Below are 24794 nucleotides of genomic sequence, written 5' to 3' on the forward strand. Positions count from 1 at the left end.
GTAGTGCCAATCAATTAAGCCGTAACACGATCTGTAGCAGCTGGCGAAGCCTGCGTTCGGCTGCGTAGCAGTCGTGAAATCAGGCGACGCGGTTTTCAGGAAGACCTCGCGCTCAGGTTTTACGACTGCTACGCAGCCGAACGCAGGCTTCGCCAGCTGCTACGGTCCGTGTTGTTCCTTAACGGGTAGGCTCCTACGGGTTCTTAATCCCATTGCTTCCAGTTAATAGGAAGCATTACTATTCACGCCCCGTCTTCACAGCACACCGCAATGACCCCCAAGCTGCCCCGCAGACACGGCTTTTTCGAGCATTACGAAGAGTTGGTCGGGACCTGGACCCGTCGCCTGAGAAATCGTCAGCAGGCCGAGGACCTGGCCCACGACACCTTTGTGAGGGTGCTTGAGTCCGATTCTGCGACGGTTGCACAACCTCGGGCGTATTTGCACCAGACCGCGCGCAACATCGCGGTGGATGGTTATCGGCGGGAGGATCGGCGGGGCGCCATGGAGTCGGAGGCGGTTGATCACAGTGCGTCGTCGTCCGGCGACCCGGAGCATTTCATGCATGCGATCCAGTTGGCTGACTCCATCGAACGGGCGCTCACCGAGCTGCCGGTCAACTGCCGCAAGGTGTTCGTCTGGCAGAAGATCGAAGGCCTGACCCAGGCCGAAATCGCCGAACGCCTGGGGCTGTCCAAGAACATGGTGGAAAAGTATATGATCCGCACGCTGCGGCATCTGCGCGACCGCCTTGACGGATTGCAGCCATGATCGGCGGTGCCTTCTCATCCCCAGCCAAACAGGAACTTCCATGATGGATACTCGTGATTGTGCGTGCGGGCAAACAACAGTTCGCGACGAGGCGGCGCGGTGGTTTGTGCGTTTGCAGAAACCTGCCGTGAATGTCGAAGAGTATCGACATTTCGACGCCTGGCTGGACGAGCACCCTCAGCATCGCGACGAATTCCAGTTGCTCCAGGGCTTGTGGTCGGCGGCTGATTTGCTGCCGGCGGCGCGTCTGCAAGCCTTGTGTGAAACCCCGCCGGCCCGTAACAAACGTCGCCCGCTGGTGCGTTATGCGGTGGCGGCCAGTGTGTTGGCCGTCGCACTCGGGTTGGGGCTGTTCAGCGGTTTGAATCACCCGGCAATCTACACCGCCGAATTTTCCACTGCCCTGGGCGAGCGACGTCATGTGGCGTTGCCGGACGGTTCGGTGATCGACCTGAACAGCCGCAGCCGCGTTCAGGTGCGCTATGAAAACGACCGCCGCAGCATCGAGCTGACGCAGGGCGAAGCGATGTTCAGCGTCGAGCACGACACCCGTCGGCCCTTCGTGGTCGAGGCGGGCAGCGGCAAGGTGACGGTCACCGGCACCCGTTTTGATGTGCGCCGCGACACCACCCAAACCCGGGTCGTGGTGGAGCAGGGCACCGTCAAGGTTCAGGGCAGCACCGCGGCGGACAGTGATTTCATCAGCCTCACGGCCGGCCTCGGCACGCACATCGATGCCCAGGGCAAAGTGGCCGCTGCCTACGCGGTCAACCCTGCCGAGCTGACCGCCTGGCGCAGCGGCAAACTGGTGTTCAACAACGCCAGACTCAGCGACGTCGCCGAGGAAGTCTCGCGCTATCGGGAAAAACCACTCACCGTCGATAACGACAAAGTGGGCAATCTGCGCCTGACCAGCGTGTTCAAATCCGATAACACCGACGCGCTGCTCAAGGCCTTGCCGAGCATTCTGCCGGTGGCCGTGCGCACCCTCGATGACGGCAGTCAGGAAATAATTTCAAAATAAATTCAGGTTTTTTTCGAGTTGATCGTCTTCCTGTCCAACTGCAACTGGTTTGCATTAACAAGCGCACACTCTTGCGATCCACAGGACTACGTTCGACGTGAAAAAATCCACCGCTAAAAACAACAAATCACCTTGGTTGCGCCTCGCTCTCGCCCTGGCTGTCACCGCGGCGCTGCCCCAGGCTTTTGCCGTCGACGCGATTCACATACCGGCGCAACCCTTGGGTCAGGCCCTGAGTGAACTGGGCCAGCAAACCTCGCTGCAGGTGTTCTTCAGCCCTGAGCTGGTCGCCGGCAAACAGGCCCCGGCGGTGGACGGCAACCTTTCGCCAGAAGACGCGCTGCGCCAACTGCTGCAAGGCAGCGGTCTGCAATACCAGATCGACGAAGGTTCGGTCACGTTGATGCCTGCACCGACTTCGGCTGTAAACGGCCCTTTGGAATTGGGCGTGACCGACATCAAAGTGGTTGGTAACTGGCTCGGTGACGCCGATGCCGCCGTGGTGCAGAACCACCCCGGCGCCCGTACGGTGATTCGCCGCGAGGCAATGGTCGAGCAGGGCGCGATGAACGTCGGCGACGTGTTGAAGCGCGTACCCGGTGTACAGGTGCAGGACGCCAACGGCACCGGCGGCAGCGACATTTCCCTGAACGTCGGCGTGCGCGGCCTGACTTCGCGCCTGTCGCCACGCTCCACCGTGCTGATTGACGGCGTGCCGGCAGCGTTCGCCCCGTACGGCCAGCCGCAGTTGTCCATGGCACCGATTTCCTCTGGCAACCTCGACAGCATCGACGTGGTTCGCGGCGCTGGCTCCGTGCGTTATGGGCCACAGAACGTCGGTGGCGTGATCAACTTCGTCACTCGCGCGATTCCGGAAAAAGCCACCGGTGAAATCGGCAGCACCCTGGAAACCTCCCAGCACGGTGGCTGGAAGCACATCGACACGGCGTTTCTCGGCGGCACCGCGGACAACGGCATCGGCATGGCGCTGTTGTACTCGGGCGTGAACGGCAACGGTTACCGCGAACGCAACAACGGCAATGACATCGACGACGTGATCCTCAAGACCCACTGGGCACCCACCGATGTGGACGATTTCAGCCTCAACTTTCACTACTATGACGCCAGCGCCGACATGCCCGGCGGCCTGACCCAGGCGCAGTACGACGCCGATCCGTTCCAGTCAGACCGCAACAACGACAACTTCAGCGGACGCCGCAAGGACGTCTCGTTCAAGTGGGCACGGCAGATCGACGACCGCACCCAGGCCGAAGTGCTGACCTACTATTCCGACAGCTTCCGTGGCAGCAACATCGCCGCTCGCGATCAGAAAACCCTCGGCTCGTTCCCGCGTACTTACTACACCTTCGGGATCGAACCGCGGGTATCTCGTGTGTTCGATGTCGGCCCGACCACCCAGGAAGTCAGTGTCGGTTATCGCTACCTGAAGGAAGGCATGCACGAAGAGGCGAGCCGCCTGGCGCTGGTCAACAACGAACCGGTCGCGACCAAGAGCTCCGACGGCCATGTCTATCAGGACCGCACTGGTGGCACTGAAGCCAACTCGGTGTACGTCGATAACAAAATCGACGTCGGCAAATGGACCATCACCCCCGGCATCCGCTTTGAACACATCAGCACCGATTGGCACGATCGCCCGGTGCTCGACACCGCTGGCAAACCGGTGCTGGAAAAGAACCGCAGCATCGAAAGCAACGAGCCGCTGCCGGCCCTGAGCGTGATGTATCACGTGTCGGAAGAGTGGAAGCTGTTCGCCAACTACGAAACCTCGTTTGGCAGCCTGCAGTATTTCCAGCTCGGCCAGGGTGGCACGGGTGACGAACCGGCCAATGGCCTGGAACCGGAAAAGGCCAAGACCTACGAGGTCGGCACGCGCTACAACAATGATGTGTGGGGCGGCGAAGTGACGCTGTTCTACATCGACTTCGATAAAGAGTTGCAATACATCAGCAATGATGCGGGCTGGACCAACCTTGGCGCGACCACGCACCAGGGCCTCGAAGCCTCGGTGCACTACGACATGGCGGCGCTGGATCCACGGCTGGACGGCCTGACCGCCAATGCCGGCTTCACTTACACCCGCGCCGTTTATGAAGGCGAGATCCCGGGCTTCAAGGGGCGTGACCTGCCGTTCTATTCGCGTCAGGTGGCGACTGCCGGCCTGCGTTACGACATCAACCGCTGGACCTACAACCTCGATGCCTTTGCCCAGTCCAAGCAGCGTTCGCCGGGCGTGGCTGTGAACGCTGATGGCAGTTTCAGCGGCAACTACATCACCGAAGGCACTGCGGACGGCCAGTACGGCGACATCCCGGGGTACGTCACCTGGAACGTGCGCGGCGGTTATGACTTCGGCGCGACGCTTTCGAACCTGAAAGTCGGCGCCGGGGTGAAGAACGTTTTCGACAAGCAGTACTTCACCCGCTCCAGCGACAACAACTCGGGGATGTACGTTGGCGCACCGCGCACGTTCTTTGTGCAGGCCAGCGTCGGTTTCTGAGACCGAGGTGACTTCATCGCGAGCAGGCTCGCTCCCACACTTGATCGGCGTCGAACACAGACAGTGTGTGCACCGTAGATCCCTGTAGGAGTGAGCCTGCTCGCGATGCTTCTAAACCTTCAACACCTTCCCGCCAATAGCCACCGCCACCAGCAACACCGCCATCAACCCGAAGGCAAAACTCAAACTGCTGCCATGGGCGATAAACCCGATCAACGCAGGCCCCGCAAGAATGCCCGCGTAACCCAGCGTGGTAATGGCCGGCACGGCGACGCTTTCGGGCATCACCGTCTGTTTGCCCACTGCGGTGTACAGCACCGGAACAATGTTCGAACAACCCGCCCCCAACAATGCATACCCCACCAGCGCCGCTTCCCAACTCGGTGCGAAAGTCGCCACAAACAGGCCCGCTGCGGCCGTCAACCCACCGAACACAATCACCCGCGTAGCGCCGAGACGACGCACGATCGAATCACCGGTCAAACGTCCGACGGTCATGGTCAACGCAAACGCTGCGTAACCCAGTCCCGCATAAGCGGTGTCGATCCCCCGTTCCTGCGCCAGGAACACCGCGCTCCAGTCGAGCGCCGCGCCTTCGGCGAGGAACACGATGAAACACATCCCGCCGATGAACAGCACGATGCCATGGGGAACGGCAAACGCCGGCCCCGAACTTTCGCTGCCGTAAGGCAAGAGGTGCGGCGCGGCCTTGGCCAGGGCGATCAGCAGCATCACGATCACCACCAGCGTTGCCCCCAGTGGTGAAACCCCGAAGCCGAGCAGGGCGCTGACGCCCGCCGCACCGACAATCCCACCCAGGCTGAACAGCCCATGGAAACCCGACATCATGGTCTTGCCGCTGGCCCGTTCGACGATCACCGCTTGCAGGTTCACCGTCGAATCCACCGTGCCCAGCCCCGCGCCGAACATGAACAACGCGGCAATCAACGCCGGAATCGACGTCACCGTCGCCAGCAGCGGCAGGGCCGCACAGATCAGCAACACCCCGGCGCTCACCACCCGGCGACAACCGAAACGCGTGGCCAGAAGCCCCGCCATCGGCATCGCCAGAATCGACCCCACCCCCAGGCACAACAGCAGCAAACCGAGCGTCCCTTCATCCAGCCCGGCCCGAGCCTTGGCGTAGGGCACCAGCGGCGCCCACGCGGCGATGCCGAAACCGGCAATGAAAAAGGCGATGCGCGTGGACATCTGTTCCAGGCGTCCGGGAACAAATGCGGTTTGAGTGTTGAGGTTGGTCATATCAATCCTTGGCAAAAAACGTCGCGTACCCAAGGGACAGTGACTCACCCGTGAGGGTTCGATCAGCGTCCGCCCAGGTTCGCGGTCAGGCAGGGTGACATCCTTGCACAGCCTGACGGTGTTTCGCGATATGTTGAGCCCGACCAATGATTTCTTAAGGGGGGGCGCCATGGCGCGGAGGTACGATGCACGAGGCAATATCTACATGGTTGTGGCGCCTGAGGACTTGCGCAGCAATGGTATCGACATACCCGATCAGGCCAGCGCCGCTGCGCAAACCCGCAAGGTCTGGGCGTTGGCGGCCATCGAGGCTTGCTGTGGCTGGGCCCCCGGCACACAACCACCGGGCAGCAAGGCCCATCGTAGCGATGGTTTGCTGGTGGGGCCGTTCCAGTCGTCGCATCCTTTTGATTTGTTGATCGTGAACACCGACGGCACCCTGGCCGAGCGTAGCGGCAACGGCCTGACGATTTTTTCCCAGGCGCTCAGCGACCATGGGCTCTGGCCGAGGGACGAGGCGTGTCTGCTCAGGGTTCATCATGACAAGGCCGATATGCCTTCACCGGGAGAAACATCGGTGAAACTGGCGCAGGTCGAAGGTGTGCACGGTTTTTGGCTGGACTTGGGCAAGCCTGCCTTCGGGCCGGGGGCCGTCAGTGCCGAAGGGGTTGAAGGCGTGGCATTCAATGGTCGCGAACTCAGCCACGTACAGCCATTGGCATTGCTGGATGCCGGGTGGGCGCGCAGTCAATTCGTGCGGGTTGGCAATCCGCATTGCGTAACGCTTGTGGATAACTCGGGTGCCTTGCCGAGTAATGAGCAGATGCGCGAACCGCGGTTGTCCGAAGGGCTGACGCGTATCGCCTATGCCATGCCGACCGGAGAAGGCCGGCCGTGCCCGGCGGGGATCAATCTGCAATGGGCGATGCTTGAATCCGAGGGGCGAGTGGTTGCGCGGGTGTTTGAGCGTGGAGAAGGGCCGACGGCGTCGTCGGGCACCAGCGCCAGTGCGGTGGCTTGCGCGGCGTGGCGGGTGGGTTGGGTGAGTGCCGGGGAGGTGAAAGTGGTCATGCCCGGTGGTACGGCGCCGATTTTGTTGGAGGAATTAGAGGGGGAATTGAGTCAGGTCAGGCTATTCGGTACGGCTCGATTGATGGATTGAATTCAAGATTGCCTTCGCGAGCAAGTCGAATCGTCGCACCGCCGCTCCCACAGGGGATTTGTGAACGACAAAGATCCAATGTGGGAGCGGGCTTGCTCGCGAAGAGGCCCGCATAATCAGCGAGAATTTAGAGCTGACCCGCCCATTCCACCACCGGCATCTGCCGCTTCATCAACACCTTGCCATCGCGCACCGAATACAGCGGCAGGCCCTGGCTGCGGATCACTTCGTAATCACTGTCCGCCGACAGAATCAGCAAATTCGCCGGCCGCCCGCGTTCCAGTCCATAACGATCACCCAAATTCATGGCCTTGGCGCTGTTGTCGGTGACCAGGTCCAGCGCGCTTTGCAGGTTGCGGTAACCGAGCATGTGGCAGATGTGCAGGCCGGCTTCGAGCACTCGCAAGATATTGCCGTTGCCCAGCGGGTACCACGGGTCGACGATCGAATCCTGGCCGAAACACACGTTCATCCCGGCTTCGAGCAGCTCGTTGACACGGGTCACGCCACGGCGTTTCGGGAAGTTGTCGAAGCGCCCTTGCAGGTGAATGCTTTCGGTGGGGCAGGAGACAAAACTGATCCCCGAATGCCCGAGCAGGCGGAACAATTTGGCGCAGTAAGCGTTGTCGTAAGAGCCCATGGCCGTGGTGTGACTGGCGGTGACCCGCGAGCCCATGTCGCGGCTGCGGGCTTCTTCGGCCAGCACTTCCAGAAAACGTGAGTGCGGGTCGTCGGTTTCATCGCAATGAACGTCCACCAGGCATCCGGTGCGCTCGGCCAGGTCCATCAGGAACTTCACTGAACTCACGCCTTGATCGCGTGTGTACTCGAAGTGCGGAATACCGCCGACTACATCGGCACCCATGCGGATCGCTTCTTCCATCAGCTCGCGACCGTTGCGGTACGACTCGATGCCTTCCTGCGGGAACGCAACGATCTGCATGTCGATCAGGTGACGGCTTTCTTCGCGAACTTCGAGCATCGCCTTGAGCGCGGTGAGCTGCGGGTCGGTGACATCGACGTGGGTGCGCACGTGCTGGATGCCGTGGGCGGCGAGGGTCTGGATGGTTTTCTTGGCGCGGGTTTTGGTGTCCTCTTCGGTGATCGTCGCCTTGCGCTCGCCCCAGCACTCGATGCCTTCGAACAGCGTGCCGCTCATGTTCCAGCGCGGCTCGCCGGCGGTGAGGGTAGCGTCGAGGTGGATGTGCGGCTCAACGAAGGGCGGCACCACCAGGTTGCCGCCGGCGTCCAGATCATCGGGCCCCAGGGTCGGTGCTTCGGTCTGTCGGGCGATGTTGCTGATCAGGCCGTTTTCCAGGTGCAATTCATGCAGGCCATCTTGGTTGCGCAGGCGGGCGTTGATGATGTGCATCAGGCGAATCCTTTTATAGATCTTGTAATGGTGCGTTGGCAGTACGGGCACCCAGCACGCCGGTCAGTAACACATACGTTAGCGCGGCAGCGGCAATCCCTACCAGCGGCGCGACCCACGGTGAACTGAACGCAGCGACAGTGCCGACTGCGTAGGCGGCCAAACCGGACCAGTTGAACGCCGGCAACCGGGCATCGGCCAGACGTGGATATTGACCACGATAGCGGTAGAAGAAGTCCGTCATGATCACGCCGCCAATCGGCGGAATCACAGTGCCCAGCAGAATCAGGTAGGGCACCAGCATGTCGTACATGCCGAGCAGCGCCAGCAACGTGCCGATCACTGCGCCAGCCAGGGTCACGGTCTTGCGACGGCCGGTGCGCAGCAGGTTGCAACCGGCGACGGCGAAGTTGTAGATGGTGTTGTCCTGGGTACTCCAGATATTGAGCAACAACATCGCCATTGCCGCCATGGCGAAGCCTTGCAGCAGCAACACTTCGACCACGTCCGGTTGCTGGTAAACGATGGCACCGTAAGCACCGATCAACACCATCAGGCCGTTGCCGATGAAGAAACCGATCAGGCTCGCCAGCACCGCGACGCGTGCTGAACGGGAGAAGCGCGTCCAGTTGGTCGCCTGGGTTGCGCCGCTGACAAAGGTACCAAACACCAGCGTAATCGCGGTCGACCAATCCAGTGTTCCCGTCGGGACTACTGCGAGTAAACCGTCGAGGCCACCGACCTTCATCGTGGCCACCCACATCGACAGCATCAGCAGCAACATCATCGCCGGTACGGCGATGTACGACAGAATCTCCAAACCGCGATAACCGACATACGCGGTCGCGCAAAACACCAGGCCGAACAGCACCATCAGCCCGAGAACGGTGCCCTCGCTCAATTCGAAATACTTGCCCAGCACCACGGCGGCAGTGGCCGTGCCCCAGGCGTACCAGCCGATCTGGGTAAAACCGAGGATCAGGTCGCTGAGCTTGCTGCCCACCTCACCGAAACAAAAGCGCCCCATCAATACCGAGTTGAGTCCGCTCTTGAAGGCGATGTAGCCAAGGCCTGCGGCGTAGATCCCCAGCAGCAGATTGCCGACGACAATCACCGCCATCATCTCGCCGAAACTGAACGCCACACCGAGCTTGCCGCCGGCAAACATGGTCGCGGTAAAAAAGGTGAAACCCAGCAGCACCATGGCCGTGGAGGCCAGGCCTTTGCGGGCATGCATCGGGACTTCGCTGAGGGGGTAATCGTTGCCGGGATCGTTCTGCGTCATGGGGCGTTCCTTGCTGAATGAGTGACGCGGGGGCGTGTTGCAGTGGTCGTGCCAAGCGGGGGTGGCTTAGTTATTTATAGCCGAGCGGGGGAATTTGGCTTGAGGAAGGGCGCGAAAGAGGTGCGGCAGTGATGCAAGTTGGAACACTGCCGTTGATCGTTCCCATGCTCTGCGTGGGAATGCCTCAAGGGACGCTCCGCGTTCCAGCTCTCGAAAGGGACGCGGAGCGTCCCGGGCTGCATTCCCACGCGGAGCGTGGGAACGATCATCATCAAGCCGAAGGTAAAAACCGCAGCAACGCCGCGACGATCGCTTCCGGCGCATCTTCCTGAACCAGATGCCCGGCATTTGGAATCGCCTGAAACCGCGACCCCGGAATCATCTGATGCAACGCCTGCCCGCGCTCAATGGGAATCCACTGATCGTCTTCCCCCCACAGAATCTGCACCGGACAACGAACCGTCGGGTACAGCCCTTCGGCCTCACGGGTATAACGCTCGTCCATCTGCGCAATCTGCCGATAGAACGCCGCTTGCCCCGGATCGCCGAGCCACGGCTGCACGTAAGGTGCGAGTTCGTCGTCCGGGATTTCGCGCTTGATCGCCCCGCGAATATAAGTCGGCACGATCGCTTGCTGAATGTAATCGGGCAGGCCACTGAACGCGGCCTCATGCTGACGCACATGCTGCACAAACGGCGAACCCCAGGGCGTCAGCGCCACTGGATCAATCAGCGTCAAGCTGCGGTAGTCCTTGCCGTTCAGCAGATGAGCACGCAGAGCGGTGGTGCCGCCGAAGTCGTGAGCAACCACGTCTGGCTGTTCCAGACCCCAGTGATCCAGCAAGTGAGCCAGCAGGTCATTCTGCACACCCAGCGACACATCGCCGTCGACTTTCTCCGATAGCCCATACCCCAACAGATCAAAGTAATGCACCCGATGGGTGGTGATGAAGTGCGGCGCAATCCGGTGCCACACGTAAGAAGAGAAGGGCGTGCCATGCACGAACACCAGCGGTGGACCGTCGCCCCGTACGGCGTAGCGAACGGAGCGCCCGTTGAAGCGATAGGTCTGAGGCAGCGGCCAGTCAGTCATTGGGGGTGTCCTCTTGGCGTGGGGGAGCCAAAAAGCATAGGCATAAAAAAACAGCCATTGAAGACTGTTTTTATATTCACTGACGAAACGCAGTTCGCTGTGGGAGCGAGCAGGTTCGCTCCCACAGGGATTTTCATCGGCCTTTAGATCGGCTTACTCACCGTGATAGATGCAGCCGCTGGTGCACGTCTCGTGGATGCGAATCGCGCTGAGTTCCGGCAGCAGAGGCTTCAATTCTTTCCAGATGAACTTGGCCAGGACTTCACTGGTCGGGTTTTCCAGACCGGGAATGTCGTTCAGGTAGTTGTGGTCCAGGCGCTCATAGAGCGGCTTGAAGATCGCCTTGATTTCCGAGAAATCACGGATCCAGCCCGTGTGCGGATCGAGGTCGCCGCTCAGGTGGATCGCCACTTTGAACGAGTGACCGTGCAGGCGGCCGCACTTGTGGCCTTCCGGTACGTGGGGCAGGCGGTGGGCGGATTCGAAGGTGAACTCTTTGAAAATTTCCACAGTGGTTTCAGCTCTGTCAGGTGGCGATCGCCGCGGCGATGTGGGCAGGCGGCGAGTTTAACAGTTTGCGTTTGGCGTTGCGGGAAAACACTGACTAAAGGGTCAGCAAGCGCTCCCCGAGGCGACCGCTGGCAGCCAGTTCGAGGAACTCATCGCCCATGCGACGGCTTTCATCCATCGTCGTGCGCCAGTATTTCTGCCGGCTCGGGGCATCGCCCATGAAGCGTTTGAAATCGTTGCGGTCCGGGAGTTTGCCGTAGGGCAGGCGCGCCAGGTAATCCTTCGACGGCGCCAGCAACAGGACATCCTGCAACCGCGCAGGACACGCGCGGCGCCACGGCAGGGTCTTGTCGAACCAGCCGGGAATGACCCGGTCGGTGAAATGCGGATAGAGCACGATGTCGTTGCCGCTGTAGGGCAGGTCGAGGTGATAGTCCAGCAGACCGCCATCGCGAAACGTCCCGGCACCGGCACCCGGCAGGTCACGCACGCCTTCCATCACCATCGGGATCGAGCCCGATGCGAGCAAGGCCTGGCGCAGGTTGCCGGCATTCAGCGCAACGAAGCGCGAGGGAAAATCGTTGAGTGCATTGAGCGGCGGTGCCAGGCGCGGATCGTGAATGATCAGCCGTTCGAAATGCCGCGACAGCCGCGCCCGGCCGCGCAGGTTGTCGGCGATCACCGATGACAGGCCCAGCCCCAGTCGGCCGCGATGATCGTCCGCCAGCAGGCCGTGGCTTTTGACCACCATGATGTTCAGTCGGTAATGGGCGTTGTCCAGAATCGAGGCATCGCGGCCGTCGAGCAGGTCATCGAGCATGCGCCGGGAGCTCTGGCTGATCTGCGCCATGGTCACGCCCTTGGCGAAGTTCTGCTCGGTGTAGAGGTGACCGAGGCGGCGGATACCTTCGGCGGCATCCGGCAGACACGCGCTGGCGAAGCGCCAGGAACCCACCGACGCACCGATCAACGAGCGCTCCCGCGGCGCCGCTGGCAGCCATTCGCCGAACAACGCCAGGTCCAGACCTTGAATCCCCAACGCCTTGGGTCCACCGGCGGCACCCGGCAGTGTGCCGACATCGGCGGCGCTCAAACCGTTTTCACGGATGCGCGCCAAGGCACGAGGGCCAGCCTTGAGCGTCAGCGAGGGGAACTTGATGTGGATAGCGGTCATACCGGTCTCGAATGCAGGCAAGCGGGGGATTATAAACAGGTCAGGCAACGCCACCAGCCCACAGGTTTTGTGCAGGGCGGTGATGTCGCGTTGCCATCCTCAATGATGGCAATTCAGTTTCAATTAAGTTCGCCCCGTTAAGGTGCACTCCGTAGGCAACGCATAAAAAAATACGGAGACACCCCATGAAAACCTTCACTGCCCTGTTCACCGCGTCCATCATCGGCATGACCGCCAGCATCGCCCACGCTCGCGACCTCGGTCCAGACGAAGCCCTGAGACTGCGCGACGCTGGTACCATTGTGTCTTTCGAGAAGCTCAACGCTACCGCTCTGACCAAACACCCTGGTGCCACCATCACCGAAACCGAGCTGGAAGAAGAGTACGGCAAGTACATCTATCAGGTGGAATTGCGCGACCCTCAGGGCATTGAGTGGGACCTGGAATTGGACGCCGTCAGCGGGCAGGTTCTCAAGGATCATCAGGATACGTAATGAAGGTGTTTTCTTTTTCACTGCGGTGCACGAGAGCTCGAATGGCTCTGGCGCTCCTGGCTTTTTGCTCGGTGGTCATGGCCCGCGACCTGGATCAGGACGAAGCCCTGCGCCTGCGTCAACAGGGCGTGATCCTGCCGCTGGAGCAGATGTTGCAGCAAGCGCTGGACCGCTACCCCGGGGCCAAATTGCTGGAAGCCGAGCTTGAAGAGAAACACGACGTCTACATTTATGAAGTCGAGTTGCTGACCGCCGAAGGCGTGGTCCGCGAACTGGACCTCGACGCCACCACCGGCCAGTTACTGAAAGACAAGGAAGATTGATCGATGCGTTTGCTTCTGGTGGAAGACCATGTGCCGCTGGCCGACGAACTGATGGCCGGCCTCAACCGTCAGGGTTACGCCGTGGATTGGCTGGCCGACGGTCGCGACGCGGTGTATCAGGGCAGCAGCGAGCCTTATGACCTGATCATCCTCGACCTCGGCCTGCCGGGTTTGCCAGGGCTCGAGGTGCTGACGCAATGGCGGACCGCTGGCCTGTCGACGCCAGTGCTGATCCTCACCGCCCGTGATTCCTGGGCCGAACGGATCGAAGGTCTCAAGGCCGGCGCTGACGACTACCTGACCAAACCCTTCCACCCCGAAGAGCTGCACTTGCGCGTCCAGGCGCTGTTGCGCCGTTCCCATGGGCATGCCAACCAGCCGACGCTCAAGTCTGCCGGACTGCACCTGGACGAAGGCCGTCAGTGCGTGACCCGTGACGGCGCTGACATCCAGCTCACCGCCGCTGAATTCCGCCTGCTGCGTTATTTCATGCTGCACCCCGAGCAGATTCTTTCCAAAAGCCACCTCGCCGAACACCTCTACGACGGTGAAACCGAGCGCGATTCCAACGTGCTCGAAGTCCACGTCAACCACCTGCGGCGCAAACTAGGGCGCAGCGTCATCGAAACCCGTCGCGGCCAGGGTTACCTGTTCGGCGGGCAAGCCCAGTGAGGTCGATCCAGCGCCGCTTGAGCCTGGGTTTGATCAGCGTGATGGTGATCGTCGGCCTGGTGCTGGCGCAGACCAGCCTGTGGCTGTTCGAAATGGGTTTGCAGCGCTACCTCGAAGCCGGGCTGCGCAACGACAGCGAAAACCTGCTGGTGGCGCTGGTGCGTGGGCCGCAGGGTTTGCAGCTGGATGAGCGACACCTGTCGCCGGCCTATCAGCGACCGTTTTCCGGGCATTACTTCCGCATCGATTTTGCCGACAGCCATTGGCGCTCCCGTTCGCTATGGGATCAGGAACTGCCGCGCCTCGACCATGCCGGCCTGCACAGCAACCTGCAATTGGGGCCGGAAGGCCAGCAATTGCTGGTGCTGCGTTCGGACTATCGGCGCTTGGGCCAATCGATTTCCATCAGCGTGGCCCAGGATTACACGCCGGTGCGCGAGAGTTTCCTGCGTATGCAACAGGTTGGTCTCGGCCTGGGATTGGCGGGGTTGCTGCTGATTCTGCTGCTGCAACGCATCACCGTGCGCCGCGCCTTGCGCCCGCTGGAAAAAGCGCGTGAGCAGATCGCCCAGTTGCAGCAAGGCCAGCGCTCGCAACTCGATGATCAGGTGCCGGTCGAGCTTGAACCGCTGGTGGCGCAGATCAACCATTTGCTCGCTCACACCGAAGACAGCCTCAAGCGCTCGCGCAATGCGCTGGGCAACCTCGGCCACGCCTTGAAAACCCCGCTGGCGGTGTTGTTGAGCCTGGCCTCAAGCGAGAAGCTCGATGCGCATCCAGAACTGCGCAAGGTGATTAAGGCGCAGCTGGAACAGGTCCAGCAGCGACTCAATCGCGAACTCAATCGCGCACGGTTATCCGGCGATGCGTTGCCGGGGGCGCTGTTTGATTGCGATGCCGAATTGCCTGGGTTACTGGCGACGTTGAACATGATTCATGGTGAGCATCTTGACCTCAGCTATGTGGCGCCGAAGGGATTGCAACTGCCATGGGATCGCGAGGACTTGCTCGAACTGCTCGGTAACCTGCTGGACAACGCCTGCAAATGGGCGGACGCCGAGGTTCGGTTGAACGTGGTCGAGACGGTAGAAGGGTTTGAGTTAAGCGTGGAAGACGATGGGCCGGGGATTCCCGAAGACCAGCGCGATCAGGTGTTCAGCCGGGGGACCAGGCTTGATGAACAGACGGATGGGCATGGGTTGGGATTGGGGATCGTGCGGGACATCGTCGATACGTGGGGCGGGGTGTTGCGGTTGGAGGAGAGCGAGTGGGGCGGGTTGAAGGTTGTAATCGAATTACCCAAACGCTGATCTCTCCCTACTGATCGTTCCCACGCTCCGCGTGGGAATGCATCCCGTGACGCTCTGCGTCACATCCCAAAGCGGAACGCGGAGCGTCCCTGGCGGCATTCCCACGCGGAGCGTGGGAACGATCGGCGTCCGGTTAAACGCGAAACTGATCCATCAAACTCTGCTGCTGATTCGCCAGGCTATTGAGCGACTGACTCACCCTCGCCGACTCATTCGCTTGCCCTGACAACGACTCCGTCACATCCCGAATCGTCGCCACGTTGTTGTTGATCTCCTCGGCCACGGCGCTTTGCTCTTCCGCGGCACTGGCGATCTGCAGGTTCATGTCGCTGATCACCGTCACAGCCTCACCAATCTGCCGCAGCGCCGTCACCGCCTGACCCACCTGTTCGACGCTGCCCTGAGCCTGACGATGGCTGTTGTTCATCGAACCAACCACGTCCTGAGTGCCACTCTGCAATTGCTCGATCACCAGGCGGGTTTCTTCGACAGACTCCTGGGTCCGGCGTGCCAGGTTGCGCACTTCATCGGCTACCACGGCAAAACCGCGTCCGGCTTCACCGGCACGAGCGGCCTCGATGGCGGCGTTGAGCGCCAGCAGGTTGGTCTGTTCGGCGATGGCTCGAATCACTTCCAGCACCGAACCGATCTTCTCGCTGTTGGCCGCCAGGCCTTCGACTTGGACCATCGCCGCGCTCATGTCAGCGGCGAGGTTGTCGATGCTGGTGGTGGTGCGGTCGATCACGGTCAAACCGCGGCGGGTGGCCTGGTCCGCATCCCGCGCTGCCTGTGCCGCTTGCGCTGCACTGCGGGCAACGTCCTGGGCGGTGGCGCTCATTTCGTGGGAAGCGGTAGCGACCTGATCCACCTGACGGTATTGCTGCTCCATGCCGGCGCTGGTCTGCGTGGCGATGGCGGACGACTGATCCGCCGTGCTGCGCGCGTCCTGCACCGAGCGTTTGACCTCGGCGATGATCGGTTGCAGCTTGTCGAGGAAGCGGTTGAACCAACCGGCCAACTGGCCGAGTTCGTCCTGCTTGTCGTAGGCCAGGCGGCGGGTCAGATCGCCTTCGCCGCTGGCAATGCCTTCGAGCATGTGCGCCACACCCAGGATCGGCCTGGTCACGCTGCGGGCCATCAGCCACACCAGCAACAGGCCAATCAACGCGGCCAGCACACCCAGGCCGAGTTCGACCAGGGTACCGGCGGTGTTGCTTTCATCGAGTTGTTTTTTCAGCGCTTCAGCGGGGCCGACCAGGACTTTCTCCGGTACCTCGAGCAACACGCCCCAGGACTTGCCGCCGGGAATCGGCTGGAACGGCGACAGCACTTTGAGCTGTTGATTGTTGTGCAGGCTTTCGGTCTTGCTGCTGGTTGCGAGCATGCGGATCAGCTCGGCACCGTTGGTCTTGTCCACGGTGTCCAGGCGCTGGCTGAGCTTGCTGGCGTCCGGGCTGTAACCGGCCAGCAAACCGACCGGGCTGATGATGCTGACGTTGGTCTGGCCGTCATAGAGCTTCTTGCTCGCACCCTGGCTGACGGCTTGCAGGCTATTGAGGTTGATGTCCACCGACAGCGAAGCAATGACTTTACCGTTGACCATCAGCGGGAAAACTATGCTGGTCATCAGCACGTTCTGGCCATCGATCACATAGAAGTAGGGTTCGATCACGCAGGGCTTGAGGGTCGTGCGCGGGCAGGTGAACCAGGCGTTGGCCGGTTCGCCGCTAGGGCCAGTGCTGGTGTCGGCCATGTCGCTTTCCGGTAGCGCCATCGACGTCACCTTGCCCGGAGTCGGCTGCGACCAATAGAGCGCGAAACGGCCCTTGTCGTTGCTGCCCAACTCGGCCTGGCCGGCGAACAGATCGTCCTTGCCGTCCAGCGCGTTGGCTTCGAACACCAGCGACAGGCCGAGCAGTTCCGGGTTGGCTTGCAGGGCCGATTTGACCTGACGCGTCAGGTCTTCACGCAGGTCAAAGGCATCGAGAAAGCGCTTCTCGGCCTGGTCGCGCAGGAACAGCACCTGACGCGAAAAGCCGTGGCCATATTGATAGGCGTCCATGAACTGCTGGCGAATCCCCAGCGCCTGGTTTTCACCCTGGGATTCGATCCGGGCCTGGGCCGCTTCGGTGAGCATCTCCATGCTGGATGCTTTCACCATCTCGGAGCTGTGCTCCATGCGATACAGCGAAAGACCCACCAGCAGGGTCACGATGCCGGCCAGGCACAGCCCGGCCAGCAGGGTGATTTTCCATTGAATGGAAAGTTGTCTGAGCGACATGGAGACGTCCTTTATTCGATAAATATCTGAGACTTTGCACTGTAACGGCCGCGATTCGGCTTTCTTTATGCGCTCAATTAAATAAGCCATCACACGAAACCTGTAGCAGCTGGCGCAGCCTGCGTTCGACTGCGCAGCAGTCGTAATCCAGCTGGCGCGGTGTATCTGGATGAACGTGCAAGCAGGTTTTACGACTGCTGCGCAGCCGAACGCAGGCTTCGCCAGCTGCTACGGGGGCGGTGTTCGCTTTGACAAGGCGTGGATGCTGCGGCACAGTGCGCGCCCTCTAATAAAACCCTCTCATTTAATCCGCTGGTGGCTCTTTGCAGGCTGCCGGCCGGACTCTTTCCGTTTGCCTTGAGGTAACGATGATTAATGCTGTAATTGCCGCGGTCGGCGTCATGCTGATCCTCAGCCTGTCCCGCGTGCACGTAGTGATCGCGCTGATCGTGGGCGCCCTGGTGGGTGGTTTGACCGGTGGCCTGGGCATCGACGCGACTCTCAAAGCCTTCAACAGCGGCCTCGGTGGTGGCGCGACGGTCGCGTTGTCCTACGCATTGCTCGGCGCTTTCGCCGTGGCCATTGCCAAGTCCGGCCTGGCACACGCCCTGGCCGACAAAGCCTTGCTGATGGTCGACCGCCAGCACGCCAGCGGTGGCCGTCAGGTCAAATGGTTGTTGATCGGTTTGCTGTGGGTGGTGGCCATCGCTTCGCAGAACATTCTGCCGATACATATCGCCTTTATTCCGCTGCTGGTGCCGCCGCTTTTATATGTGCTGACCAAGCTGCAACTGGACCGCCGACTGATTGCCTGCGTCATGACCTTCGGCCTGATTACGCCGTACATGTTCTTGCCCGTGGGCTTCGGCAACATCTTCCTTAATGAAATCCTGCTGGCCAACGTCGCCCGTAGCGGTGTGGACATCAGCGGCATCAACGTCACCCATGCCATGGGGATTCCGGCATTGGGCATGGTCGTCGGGCTCGCGGCAGCGTTTGTCAGCTATCGCAAGAAGCGCGTCTACGATCTGGAAAAGATCGAGCAAGTCGAACAGGTCGCGGTGCAGTACAACCCACTGAGCCTGATAGTCGCCGGTCTGGCCATCGCGGTGGCGTTCATCATTCAGCTGTTGCTGGACTCGATGATCATAGGTGCGCTGGCAGGCTTTCTGATTTTTTCGGTGTCGGGGATCGTGAAGTGGCGTGAAACCGACGATCTGTTCACCGAAGGCATGAAAATGATGGCGATGATCGGCTTCATCATGATCGCTGCCTCAGGTTTCGCCGAAGTGATGAAAGCCACCGGTCAGGTGCAGACACTGGTCGAAACCTCGGCCTCGTGGATCGGCCACAGCAAAGGCATTGGCGCGTTGCTGATGTTGCTGGTCGGACTGTTGGTGACCATGGGCATCGGTTCGTCGTTTTCCACAGTGCCGATCCTGGCAGCGATTTTTGTGCCGTTGTGCGTACAGTTGGGTTTCAGCCCGATCGCGATCGTTTGCATCGTCGGTACTGCCGGTGCGCTGGGCGATGCCGGTTCACCGGCGTCGGACTCGACCCTCGGCCCGACCTCGGGCCTGAACATCGATGGCCAGCATCACCACATCTGGGACACCGTGGTCCCGACCTTCCTGCACTACAACCTCCCGCTGCTGGCGTTCGGCTGGGTGGCGGCGATGGTCCTCTAAGCCGCCACCTATGACTGATCGTTCCCACGCTCCGCGTGGGAATGCCTCCTGTGACGCTCTGCGTCACGCTATTGGGACGCGGAGCGTCCCCGGCTGCATTCCCACGCAGAGCGTGGGAACGATCAACACCAAGTGCATTCAACTTTTGATCCAGCGTGCCGTTAAAGCCTTTAACCACGCCAATAAAATCAAAAGAGTGAACCGTCATGCGCATGAGCCTGAAGGCTAAAGTCCTGTCCCTTGCCGTCCTCCCGGTGTTGCTCTTTGCGCTGGTCATCAGCCTGACCACGTTGTTCATTCTGCAGGAGCAGGCCCGCAAGGAAGTCGAGGAAACTCGCCAGCGCCTGCTCAGCGATGCCAAGGCAACGCTGCAAAGCTACGTCGCCGTGGCCATGACCACGATCAAACCGCTCTACGACGCGGCCGCTCCCGGTGATGACGCGGCGCGGGCCCAGGTGGTCAAGTTGCTGTCGAGCATCACCTACGGCAAGGACGGCTACTTCTTCGGCTACGACTCCAACACCGTGCGCCTGTTCAAGGCCAACAGCCCCGAAGGCGTGGGCCAGAGCTTCAAGGACAACCGCGATCCGAACGGCGTCTACGTCAACCGCGACCTGGTGAAAGTCGCCAAGGACGGGACCCACTATCTGCAATACAGCTCGACGCTACCCGGCAACACCAAGGTGCTGGTGCCCAAACTCGGCTACACCGAATACCTGCCGAAGTGGGACATGGCGGTCGGTACCTCGGTGAACCTTGACGGCATCGAAGCCCAAGTGGCACTGGTCGAAATCAAGGTCCAGGAGCGCATGCAAGGCGTGGTGCTGAGCATCGTCGGGATTGCCGCGGTGGTGCTGTTGGTGATTGCCGTCGCCGGGATGCTGCTGGCCAACACCATCCTGCGTCCGCTGAACCTGATGAAAGCCAACCTCGATGACATCGCGGCGGGCGAGGGCGACCTGACGCGTCGCCTGACCATCACCAGCCAGGACGAACTCGGCGAACTGGCCGGTTCGTTCAACCGCTTCGTCGACAAGATCCACGGCCTGGTGCGCCAGATCACCGAAATGACCTCGCAACTGACCGGGCTGGTGAATCAGGTCTCCGATCAGGCCCAGCGCTCGGATCAGGCCATGGAGCGTCAGCGTCACGAAACTGATCAGGTCGCCACGGCGATCAACCAAATGTCCGCCGCCGCTCAGGAAGTGGCGAAAAGTGCGCAAAACGCCGCCGTGGCTGCCCAGCAGACCGACGAAGAAGGCCAGGCTGCCAAGCGTGTGGTGGCCGGCAGCATCGTGAAGATTCATGCGTTGGTGGACGACATTCGCAGCAGCGGCGTGTCTCTCGACAGCCTGCAAAAAGACGTGTCGTCGATTGTCAGCGTGCTCGGCGTGATCCGTTCGATTGCCGAGCAAACCAACCTGCTGGCGCTCAATGCCGCCATCGAAGCCGCCCGCGCCGGTGAAGCCGGTCGTGGTTTTGCTGTGGTGGCCGACGAGGTTCGCGCGCTGGCCAGTCGCACGCAAATCAGCACCCAGGAAATCCAGGGCATGATCGATCGCTTGCAGGCCGGCACTCAGTCGGCGGTGGAAGCGATGCGCCGTTCCAGCGAGGCCGGCGACGGCACGTCGGCTCAGGCTAACGAGGCCGGCGCTTCGCTCGATACCATGGCCCAACTGATCGGCACCATCAACTCGATGAACGCGCAGATCGCCAGCGCCGCCGAAGAGCAGACCGCCGTGGCCGAAGAGATCAACCGCAGCGTGCATCAGATCGCCGTGGCCGTGGACAGCGTTGCCGACGAAACCCAACTCGGTGCGCAGACTTCCCGCAGCCTCGCCGACCTCGGTCATCGTCTGGGCAAACTAGTCGGTCAGTTCCGAATCTGACACCACCCAAAAACTGTAGGAGCACGGCTTGCCGGCGATGGCGATCTCAAGAACGCCATCGCGAGCAAGCTCAGCTCCTACAAGGGCGGGTGGCTACGGTCTGTCCCAGTAGGGCACCGCGCCAAAACACTCGACATAGAAATCAATCACTGTCCGCACCTTCACCGACAACCGCCGGCTCCCAGGCCACAGCACCGCAATCTGCTGCGGCTCAAGGCTGTTGGACACCTGATACGCCCCCAGCACCGGCACCAGAGTGCCGTTGCGCACCGCCTCACCAATCAGCCACGACGGAAACATCACCAGCCCCAAGCCTTGTTCGGCGGCTTGGGTCAGGGTGTCGGCGTGGTTGCCGGTGATTGGCCCCTTCACCGACCAGGGCGTCCAGTCCTGCTGATCCTTGCGAAAAAACCAGCGTTGCTGACCGGTCACGCCCTTGTAGGCCAGGCACTGATGCGCGGCCAGTTCTTCGGGATGTTGCGGCGTGCCGTGACGTTCCAGATAGGCCGGGCTCGCGGCGACTTGAAAACGATGGGGCGCCAGAATCCGCGCCTGCATGCTCGAATCGTGCAGCGGGCCGATGCGAAACAGCAGGTCGGCGCCTTCCTGTAGCGGGTCGACGTAGCTGTCGGTCTGCTGGATATCCAGTTGCAGTTTCGGGTAACGCTCGCAGAGCTGCCCCAGCCACGGCGTCAGGTGCCGCTGACCGAACACCACGGGCGCATTGATCCGCACCAGTCCGCTCGGTTCGCTTTGCTGTTCCTGCAAGGCCTGTTCGGCCTCTTCGAGTTGCACCAGCACCAACCGCGCATGATGACCGAGCATGCGCCCGGCTTCGGTGGGCGAGACGGCGCGGGTGTGGCGGTAGAGCAATTGCTGGCTCAGGGCTTGTTCCATCAATTGGATCTGCCGCGAAATCGAAGAGGGTGCCAGGCCCTCGCGGCGGGCGACTTCGGAAAAACTGCCGTGATCCAGCACCGCTACAAACAGCCGAAGTGCCTTGAAACCCAGTTCGTTGAGGCCATGCATGACGAATCCTGCTGTGCGAGTTGCGCAAAAGTGTTGTCAGGATGCTCTCATTTATCGCAAAGGATCGCCAGCCGATAATGCGCGCCACCAACATCCCTTGTAGGAGCAGAGCTTGCTCCGGGCGGCGTTCCGACGAAGGCGGCGTGCCAGTCGACATCTTCGGTGTCTGACACAACGTCTTCGCGAGCAAGCTCTGCTCCTACAGGGGCCCGTGTTTTATCTGATAACTGGTAGGTGTCCCTTAATGCAATCTTCTTCAATCGACATCACTGAAACGCCAGCGACCCAACCAGGGCTACGGCTGTTGCTGCTGCCACTGGTGATTCTGGCCGGCATGGGCCTCTCCGTGGAGGCCGGTTTGCTCGGGCCGCTCGGGGTTCAGGTCGGGCACTTGTGGGCGACCTTGAGCATCTTCGGTGTCGGCTCGGCGATTCTGTTTTTGCTGTTGTTGTTCAGCGGTCCGCAACAGGGGCCCGCTTTGAATGAGCTGCCGCGCTGGCAGTTGATCGGTGGGTTCCTGGGGCCGATGTACGTGATCGTGCTGACCTTGGCCACGCCTCACATCGGCATGCCATGACCATGATCGCCATCCTGTCCGGGCAGGTCGGCAAAAGCGTGTTGATCGACCACTTCGGCTGGTTCGGCGCCATCCGCAAGAAGGTCAACGGTGAACGTTGGCTGGCCTTGCTGCTGATTGTCGCGGCACTTGTGCTGATCGCTCGGGGTTGATGATGAATCTGATAATTTTGTTGGCGGTGGTCGTGGCGGCCGGTGCGGTGTTGAGCGTCCAGGCGGCGATCAATGGGCGGCTGGGCGAAACGGTGGGCGTGGTGCGCAGCAGTTTGTTGACCTTCGTGGTCGGTGCCGTGACCACCGGGCTGCTGATCCTGTTTTTCGAACCGGCCCATGCCGTGAGTTTGCTGGACGTGCCGAAATGGCAGCTCAGCGGTGCGTTGTTCGGCGTGGTCTACATGATGGTGATGGTTGGCGCGGTGCCGCGGGTCGGCACGGCGGTGGCGACGGTGGCGGTGATCGTCGGGCAACTGGGGATGGGGATGTTGATCGATAACTTCGGCTGGCTGGGCAACCCGGCGATCGAGTTGTCCAGCAGCCGGATACTGGCGATGGTGTGTCTGGGGCTGGCGCTGGTGTTCATGTATCGCAGCAGCACAAGAAGCGATTAACACCCAATAACTCATGCCGAACACGTACGTGTAGCAGCTGCCGAGCCTGCGAGGCTGCGTTCGGTCGCGCAGTGATCGTAAAATCAGGCACTGCGGAGTTTCAGGTAGACCGCGTGCGCAGGATTTACGAGGACTAGTCCTCGAACGCAGCCTCGCAGGCTCGACAGCTGCTACAAGCTCCTACACTGGTGGTACGGGTCGCATTTGCCAGACCCGGACGACCACAACCAATGGAGTCAGGCTCATGATCGACAGTGAAAGTAAATGCGACTGCCCCAAATGCTCCTGCAAACTGGGCGAACATCCGATCGCGCGCCACGGCAAGCACTATTGCTGTGAAGCCTGCGCCAAGCACCACGAACATGGCGAAGAATGTGCCAGCAAGGGCTGTAAGTGCGCCCAACGCTGACCACTCATCCAAAAAAAGGTGGAGCCTGATCGGGCTCCACTTTCATTTCAATTTGCCGGCCGCCACTTGACGTTTTCCACGCCGAACTTCTCCGCCATCGGCTTGCTGGTTTTTTGCACCTTCTCTCGGCCGAAGCGAGGGATTCGTCCGACCCCCGCGTCGCAACTTGCCCAATGCCAGGCCTCCGCGTTATCCATCTTGTCCAGGCGGATGATGAAAGACTTGGGCGCGCCATGAAGGGTGTATTCAATGACGAAAAGTTTTGCGTTGTTCATAAAGCCCATATTCCTCCCTGTGGTAATACAAGGATCGTCGGGGTTACGGAAAATTCAGTCGAATTGTCAGATGGATGCCGCCCGTAGCGACAAGCCCCGTGGCTGGTTACCATGCAATCTCTGAAACCCCCAATGATTGCTGCCCATGGCCCTTGCCACCCCTCCAGACCTGAGTGACACCGATGTGCCCGTGCAACCGCTGGCGCGCACCTATCCGCGCGGCTTGTACATCGAGCCGCATGAGCATGTCTGGGGGCAGTTGCTGTATGCGATGAGCGGGGTGATGTGGGTCGAGACGCCCCATGAAGCGCTGGTGGTGCCGCCGCAACGAGCGGTGTGGCTGCCACCCGGTGTGCCCCACGGGATTCGCGTGGTTTCGGATTTGCAGATGCGCAACATCTACCTGCGGCCGTCATTGGCGGCGACGCTGGACGACACGGTTCAGGTGATCGAAGTCGGCGGACTGCTGCGTGAGCTGATCGTCGGGCTGGTGGAGCAGGGCGACGATGGCGCGCCCGAGTATTACGAAGCACTGGTCGGCCTGGCGCTGCTGGAGCTCAGGCGAGCCAGGCGCTCGTTGCTGAAAATCCCCTTGGCGGATAATTCCGACCGGCGCCTGATGAACCTGTGTCAGGCGGTCATGGCCGCGCCATCGCTGGACATTGCCTTCGAACAACACGCCGAAAACGCCGGTGCCAGCGTGCGTACCCTGGCGCGGTTGTTCAAGGACGGTCTGGGAATGGGCTTCGCCGAGTGGCGGCGACAGGTGCAACTGGCGACCGCGGTGGCGGAGTTGATCCAGGGCGTGCCGGTCAGTGCGATTGCCCGGGAGCTGGGTTATTCACCGAGCAGCTTCAGCGACATGTTTCGGCGGGAACTGGGCGTCGCGCCTTCGCAGTTTTCCGCGAGCCAGCGTCAGGCCGAGGCATAACAAAACGTGTAATTGAATGGACTCGCCCACGCCGAGGCGTCAATGCGCCACGGTGGCAGTCTAAACAGCCAACGACAGCGAGGGCGAGTCCATGAAAAAGCATACTTCGATTGATCAATCCTTGTCTTCTGCCG

General features: G+C 61.1%; 21 protein-coding genes and 4 pseudogenes. 15 read left to right on the forward strand and 10 right to left on the reverse strand.

Annotated features, from left to right (window positions below; translation table 11 throughout):
• The first annotated feature begins 270 nt into the window (after positions 1–270).
• The 3 genes from CKW16_RS23725 (at position 271) to CKW16_RS23735 (ending at position 4316) form a co-directional block, all read left to right on the forward strand.
• Positions 271–771 carry a sigma-70 family RNA polymerase sigma factor gene (locus tag CKW16_RS23725; RefSeq protein ID WP_095131123.1) on the forward strand — a complete coding sequence of 167 codons (501 nt, stop codon included), beginning with the start codon at positions 271–273 and terminating at the stop codon, positions 769–771.
• A 40-nt stretch (positions 772–811) separates the two neighbouring features.
• Complete coding sequence (locus CKW16_RS23730) at positions 812–1795, forward strand: FecR family protein (RefSeq protein WP_095131125.1); 984 nt, start codon at positions 812–814, stop codon at positions 1793–1795.
• Between the two features lie 97 nt (positions 1796–1892).
• Positions 1893–4316: a TonB-dependent receptor gene (locus CKW16_RS23735; RefSeq protein WP_095131127.1), complete on the forward strand. Its 2424-nt coding sequence runs from the start codon at positions 1893–1895 to the stop codon at positions 4314–4316.
• Between the two features lie 111 nt (positions 4317–4427).
• Here the strand turns inward: CKW16_RS23735 and CKW16_RS23740 are convergent, their stop codons facing one another.
• Positions 4428–5579 carry an MFS transporter gene (locus CKW16_RS23740; protein ID WP_056740119.1) on the reverse strand — a complete coding sequence of 384 codons (1152 nt, stop codon included), beginning with the start codon at positions 5577–5579 and terminating at the stop codon, positions 4428–4430.
• 169 nt (positions 5580–5748) lie between these two features.
• On the opposite strand from CKW16_RS23740, the gene CKW16_RS23745 reads away from it, so the two are divergent.
• Positions 5749–6741: a hypothetical protein gene (locus tag CKW16_RS23745; RefSeq protein WP_095131129.1), complete on the forward strand. Its 993-nt coding sequence runs from the start codon at positions 5749–5751 to the stop codon at positions 6739–6741.
• 127 nt (positions 6742–6868) lie between these two features.
• Here the strand turns inward: CKW16_RS23745 and codA are convergent, their stop codons facing one another.
• From codA to CKW16_RS23775, 5 genes are all read right to left on the reverse strand, one after another.
• Complete coding sequence (gene codA, locus CKW16_RS23750) at positions 6869–8113, reverse strand: cytosine deaminase (protein ID WP_095131131.1); 1245 nt, start codon at positions 8111–8113, stop codon at positions 6869–6871.
• Positions 8114–8126: 13 nt separating this feature from the next.
• Positions 8127–9398, reverse strand: coding sequence for a cytosine permease (gene codB / locus CKW16_RS23755; RefSeq protein ID WP_095131133.1), 1272 nt, complete (start codon positions 9396–9398; stop codon positions 8127–8129).
• Positions 9399–9669: 271 nt separating this feature from the next.
• Positions 9670–10491 carry an alpha/beta fold hydrolase gene (locus tag CKW16_RS23765; RefSeq protein ID WP_095131137.1) on the reverse strand — a complete coding sequence of 274 codons (822 nt, stop codon included), beginning with the start codon at positions 10489–10491 and terminating at the stop codon, positions 9670–9672.
• Positions 10492–10644: 153 nt separating this feature from the next.
• On the reverse strand, positions 10645–11001 hold the full coding sequence (gene queD, locus CKW16_RS23770; protein WP_008152165.1) for a 6-carboxytetrahydropterin synthase QueD: 357 nt from the start codon (positions 10999–11001) through the stop codon (positions 10645–10647).
• A 94-nt stretch (positions 11002–11095) separates the two neighbouring features.
• Entirely contained in the window at positions 11096–12175 is a 1080-nt protein-coding gene (locus CKW16_RS23775) for a patatin-like phospholipase family protein (RefSeq protein ID WP_095131139.1), read from the reverse strand.
• 185 nt (positions 12176–12360) lie between these two features.
• Here CKW16_RS23775 and CKW16_RS23780 point away from each other — a divergent pair, with 185 nt between their 5' ends.
• From CKW16_RS23780 to CKW16_RS23795, 4 genes are read left to right on the forward strand one after another with little or no spacing between them, the layout of a single operon-like run.
• Complete coding sequence (locus CKW16_RS23780) at positions 12361–12669, forward strand: PepSY domain-containing protein (RefSeq protein WP_095131141.1); 309 nt, start codon at positions 12361–12363, stop codon at positions 12667–12669.
• Positions 12669–12992 (forward strand): PepSY domain-containing protein, encoded by a 324-nt coding sequence (locus CKW16_RS23785; RefSeq protein WP_095131143.1) that lies wholly within the window; start codon positions 12669–12671, stop codon positions 12990–12992. Before CKW16_RS23780 ends, CKW16_RS23785 begins: the two co-directional genes overlap by 1 nt.
• Before the next feature lie 3 nt (positions 12993–12995).
• Positions 12996–13664: a response regulator transcription factor gene (locus tag CKW16_RS23790; protein WP_056740136.1), complete on the forward strand. Its 669-nt coding sequence runs from the start codon at positions 12996–12998 to the stop codon at positions 13662–13664.
• Complete coding sequence (locus CKW16_RS23795) at positions 13661–14974, forward strand: sensor histidine kinase (protein ID WP_095131145.1); 1314 nt, start codon at positions 13661–13663, stop codon at positions 14972–14974. The genes CKW16_RS23790 and CKW16_RS23795 overlap by 4 nt, the downstream gene beginning before the upstream one ends.
• Before the next feature lie 133 nt (positions 14975–15107).
• Here the strand turns inward: CKW16_RS23795 and CKW16_RS32960 are convergent, their stop codons facing one another.
• Together CKW16_RS32960 and CKW16_RS32965 are read right to left on the reverse strand one after the other, a co-directional pair.
• Positions 15108–15863: a methyl-accepting chemotaxis protein gene (locus CKW16_RS32960; protein WP_371918049.1), complete on the reverse strand. Its 756-nt coding sequence runs from the start codon at positions 15861–15863 to the stop codon at positions 15108–15110.
• Between the two features lie 102 nt (positions 15864–15965).
• A pseudogene (locus tag CKW16_RS32965) lies at positions 15966–17345 on the reverse strand (HAMP domain-containing protein); the annotation flags it as partial.
• Between the two features lie 281 nt (positions 17346–17626).
• On the opposite strand from CKW16_RS32965, the gene CKW16_RS23805 reads away from it, so the two are divergent.
• The 3 genes and pseudogenes from CKW16_RS23805 to CKW16_RS32975 all read left to right on the forward strand — a co-directional run.
• The gene (locus CKW16_RS23805) at positions 17627–18943 is read left to right on the forward strand and encodes a Na+/H+ antiporter family protein (protein ID WP_176471598.1); all 1317 of its coding nucleotides are present in this window, start codon (positions 17627–17629) and stop codon (positions 18941–18943) included.
• A 212-nt stretch (positions 18944–19155) separates the two neighbouring features.
• A pseudogene (locus CKW16_RS32970) lies at positions 19156–19926 on the forward strand (cache domain-containing protein); the annotation flags it as partial.
• A 318-nt stretch (positions 19927–20244) separates the two neighbouring features.
• Positions 20245–20832 (forward strand): annotated as a pseudogene (locus CKW16_RS32975) (methyl-accepting chemotaxis protein); the annotation flags it as partial.
• 93 nt (positions 20833–20925) lie between these two features.
• On the opposite strand, the gene CKW16_RS23815 reads toward CKW16_RS32975, so the two are convergent.
• A complete protein-coding gene (locus tag CKW16_RS23815) occupies positions 20926–21861 on the reverse strand; it encodes a LysR family transcriptional regulator (protein ID WP_095131153.1) in 936 nt (311 codons plus the stop codon).
• Between the two features lie 244 nt (positions 21862–22105).
• Between CKW16_RS23815 and CKW16_RS23820 the strand changes: the two are divergent.
• The 3 genes and pseudogenes from CKW16_RS23820 (at position 22106) to CKW16_RS23830 (ending at position 23454) form a co-directional block, all read left to right on the forward strand.
• Positions 22106–22590: pseudogene (locus CKW16_RS23820) on the forward strand (DMT family transporter).
• Positions 22590–23045 (forward strand): DMT family transporter, encoded by a 456-nt coding sequence (locus tag CKW16_RS23825; protein ID WP_095131167.1) that lies wholly within the window; start codon positions 22590–22592, stop codon positions 23043–23045. The pseudogene CKW16_RS23820 and the gene CKW16_RS23825 overlap by 1 nt, the downstream one beginning before the upstream one ends.
• A gap of 244 nt (positions 23046–23289) precedes the next feature.
• The gene (locus CKW16_RS23830; protein ID WP_056740143.1) at positions 23290–23454 is read left to right on the forward strand and encodes a metallothionein; all 165 of its coding nucleotides are present in this window, start codon (positions 23290–23292) and stop codon (positions 23452–23454) included.
• Positions 23455–23501: 47 nt separating this feature from the next.
• Here the strand turns inward: CKW16_RS23830 and CKW16_RS23835 are convergent, their stop codons facing one another.
• Positions 23502–23729, reverse strand: coding sequence for a DUF6555 family protein (locus tag CKW16_RS23835; protein ID WP_008152143.1), 228 nt, complete (start codon positions 23727–23729; stop codon positions 23502–23504).
• A 145-nt stretch (positions 23730–23874) separates the two neighbouring features.
• Here CKW16_RS23835 and CKW16_RS23840 point away from each other — a divergent pair, with 145 nt between their 5' ends.
• On the forward strand, positions 23875–24660 hold the full coding sequence (locus tag CKW16_RS23840) for a helix-turn-helix domain-containing protein (protein ID WP_095131169.1): 786 nt from the start codon (positions 23875–23877) through the stop codon (positions 24658–24660).
• Positions 24661–24794: the final 134 nt, after the last annotated feature.

This window comes from Pseudomonas sp. Irchel s3h14 (assembly GCF_900187425.1).
In the GTDB taxonomy this organism is placed as follows: domain Bacteria; phylum Pseudomonadota; class Gammaproteobacteria; order Pseudomonadales; family Pseudomonadaceae; genus Aquipseudomonas.

Bases quoted from the DNA above. Each gene is read 5' to 3' on its own strand.
- CKW16_RS23725 (WP_095131123.1), top strand. From the start codon at position 271: ATGACCCCCAAGCTGCCCCGCAGACACGGCTTTTTCGAGCATTACGAA.
- CKW16_RS23730 (WP_095131125.1), top strand. From the start codon at position 812: ATGATGGATACTCGTGATTGTGCGTGCGGGCAAACAACAGTTCGCGAC.
- CKW16_RS23740 (WP_056740119.1), bottom strand. From the start codon at position 5,579: ATGACCAACCTCAACACTCAAACCGCATTTGTTCCCGGACGCCTGGAA.
- CKW16_RS23745 (WP_095131129.1), top strand. From the start codon at position 5,749: ATGGCGCGGAGGTACGATGCACGAGGCAATATCTACATGGTTGTGGCG.
- codA (WP_095131131.1), bottom strand. From the start codon at position 8,113: ATGCACATCATCAACGCCCGCCTGCGCAACCAAGATGGCCTGCATGAA.
- codB (WP_095131133.1), bottom strand. From the start codon at position 9,398: ATGACGCAGAACGATCCCGGCAACGATTACCCCCTCAGCGAAGTCCCG.
- CKW16_RS23765 (WP_095131137.1), bottom strand. From the start codon at position 10,491: ATGACTGACTGGCCGCTGCCTCAGACCTATCGCTTCAACGGGCGCTCC.
- CKW16_RS23775 (WP_095131139.1), bottom strand. From the start codon at position 12,175: ATGACCGCTATCCACATCAAGTTCCCCTCGCTGACGCTCAAGGCTGGC.
- CKW16_RS23780 (WP_095131141.1), top strand. From the start codon at position 12,361: ATGAAAACCTTCACTGCCCTGTTCACCGCGTCCATCATCGGCATGACC.
- CKW16_RS23785 (WP_095131143.1), top strand. From the start codon at position 12,669: ATGAAGGTGTTTTCTTTTTCACTGCGGTGCACGAGAGCTCGAATGGCT.
- CKW16_RS23790 (WP_056740136.1), top strand. From the start codon at position 12,996: ATGCGTTTGCTTCTGGTGGAAGACCATGTGCCGCTGGCCGACGAACTG.
- CKW16_RS32960 (WP_371918049.1), bottom strand. From the start codon at position 15,863: ATGGAGCAGCAATACCGTCAGGTGGATCAGGTCGCTACCGCTTCCCAC.
- CKW16_RS23815 (WP_095131153.1), bottom strand. From the start codon at position 21,861: ATGCATGGCCTCAACGAACTGGGTTTCAAGGCACTTCGGCTGTTTGTA.
- CKW16_RS23825 (WP_095131167.1), top strand. From the start codon at position 22,590: ATGATGAATCTGATAATTTTGTTGGCGGTGGTCGTGGCGGCCGGTGCG.
- CKW16_RS23830 (WP_056740143.1), top strand. From the start codon at position 23,290: ATGATCGACAGTGAAAGTAAATGCGACTGCCCCAAATGCTCCTGCAAA.
- CKW16_RS23835 (WP_008152143.1), bottom strand. From the start codon at position 23,729: ATGAACAACGCAAAACTTTTCGTCATTGAATACACCCTTCATGGCGCG.
- CKW16_RS23840 (WP_095131169.1), top strand. From the start codon at position 23,875: ATGGCCCTTGCCACCCCTCCAGACCTGAGTGACACCGATGTGCCCGTG.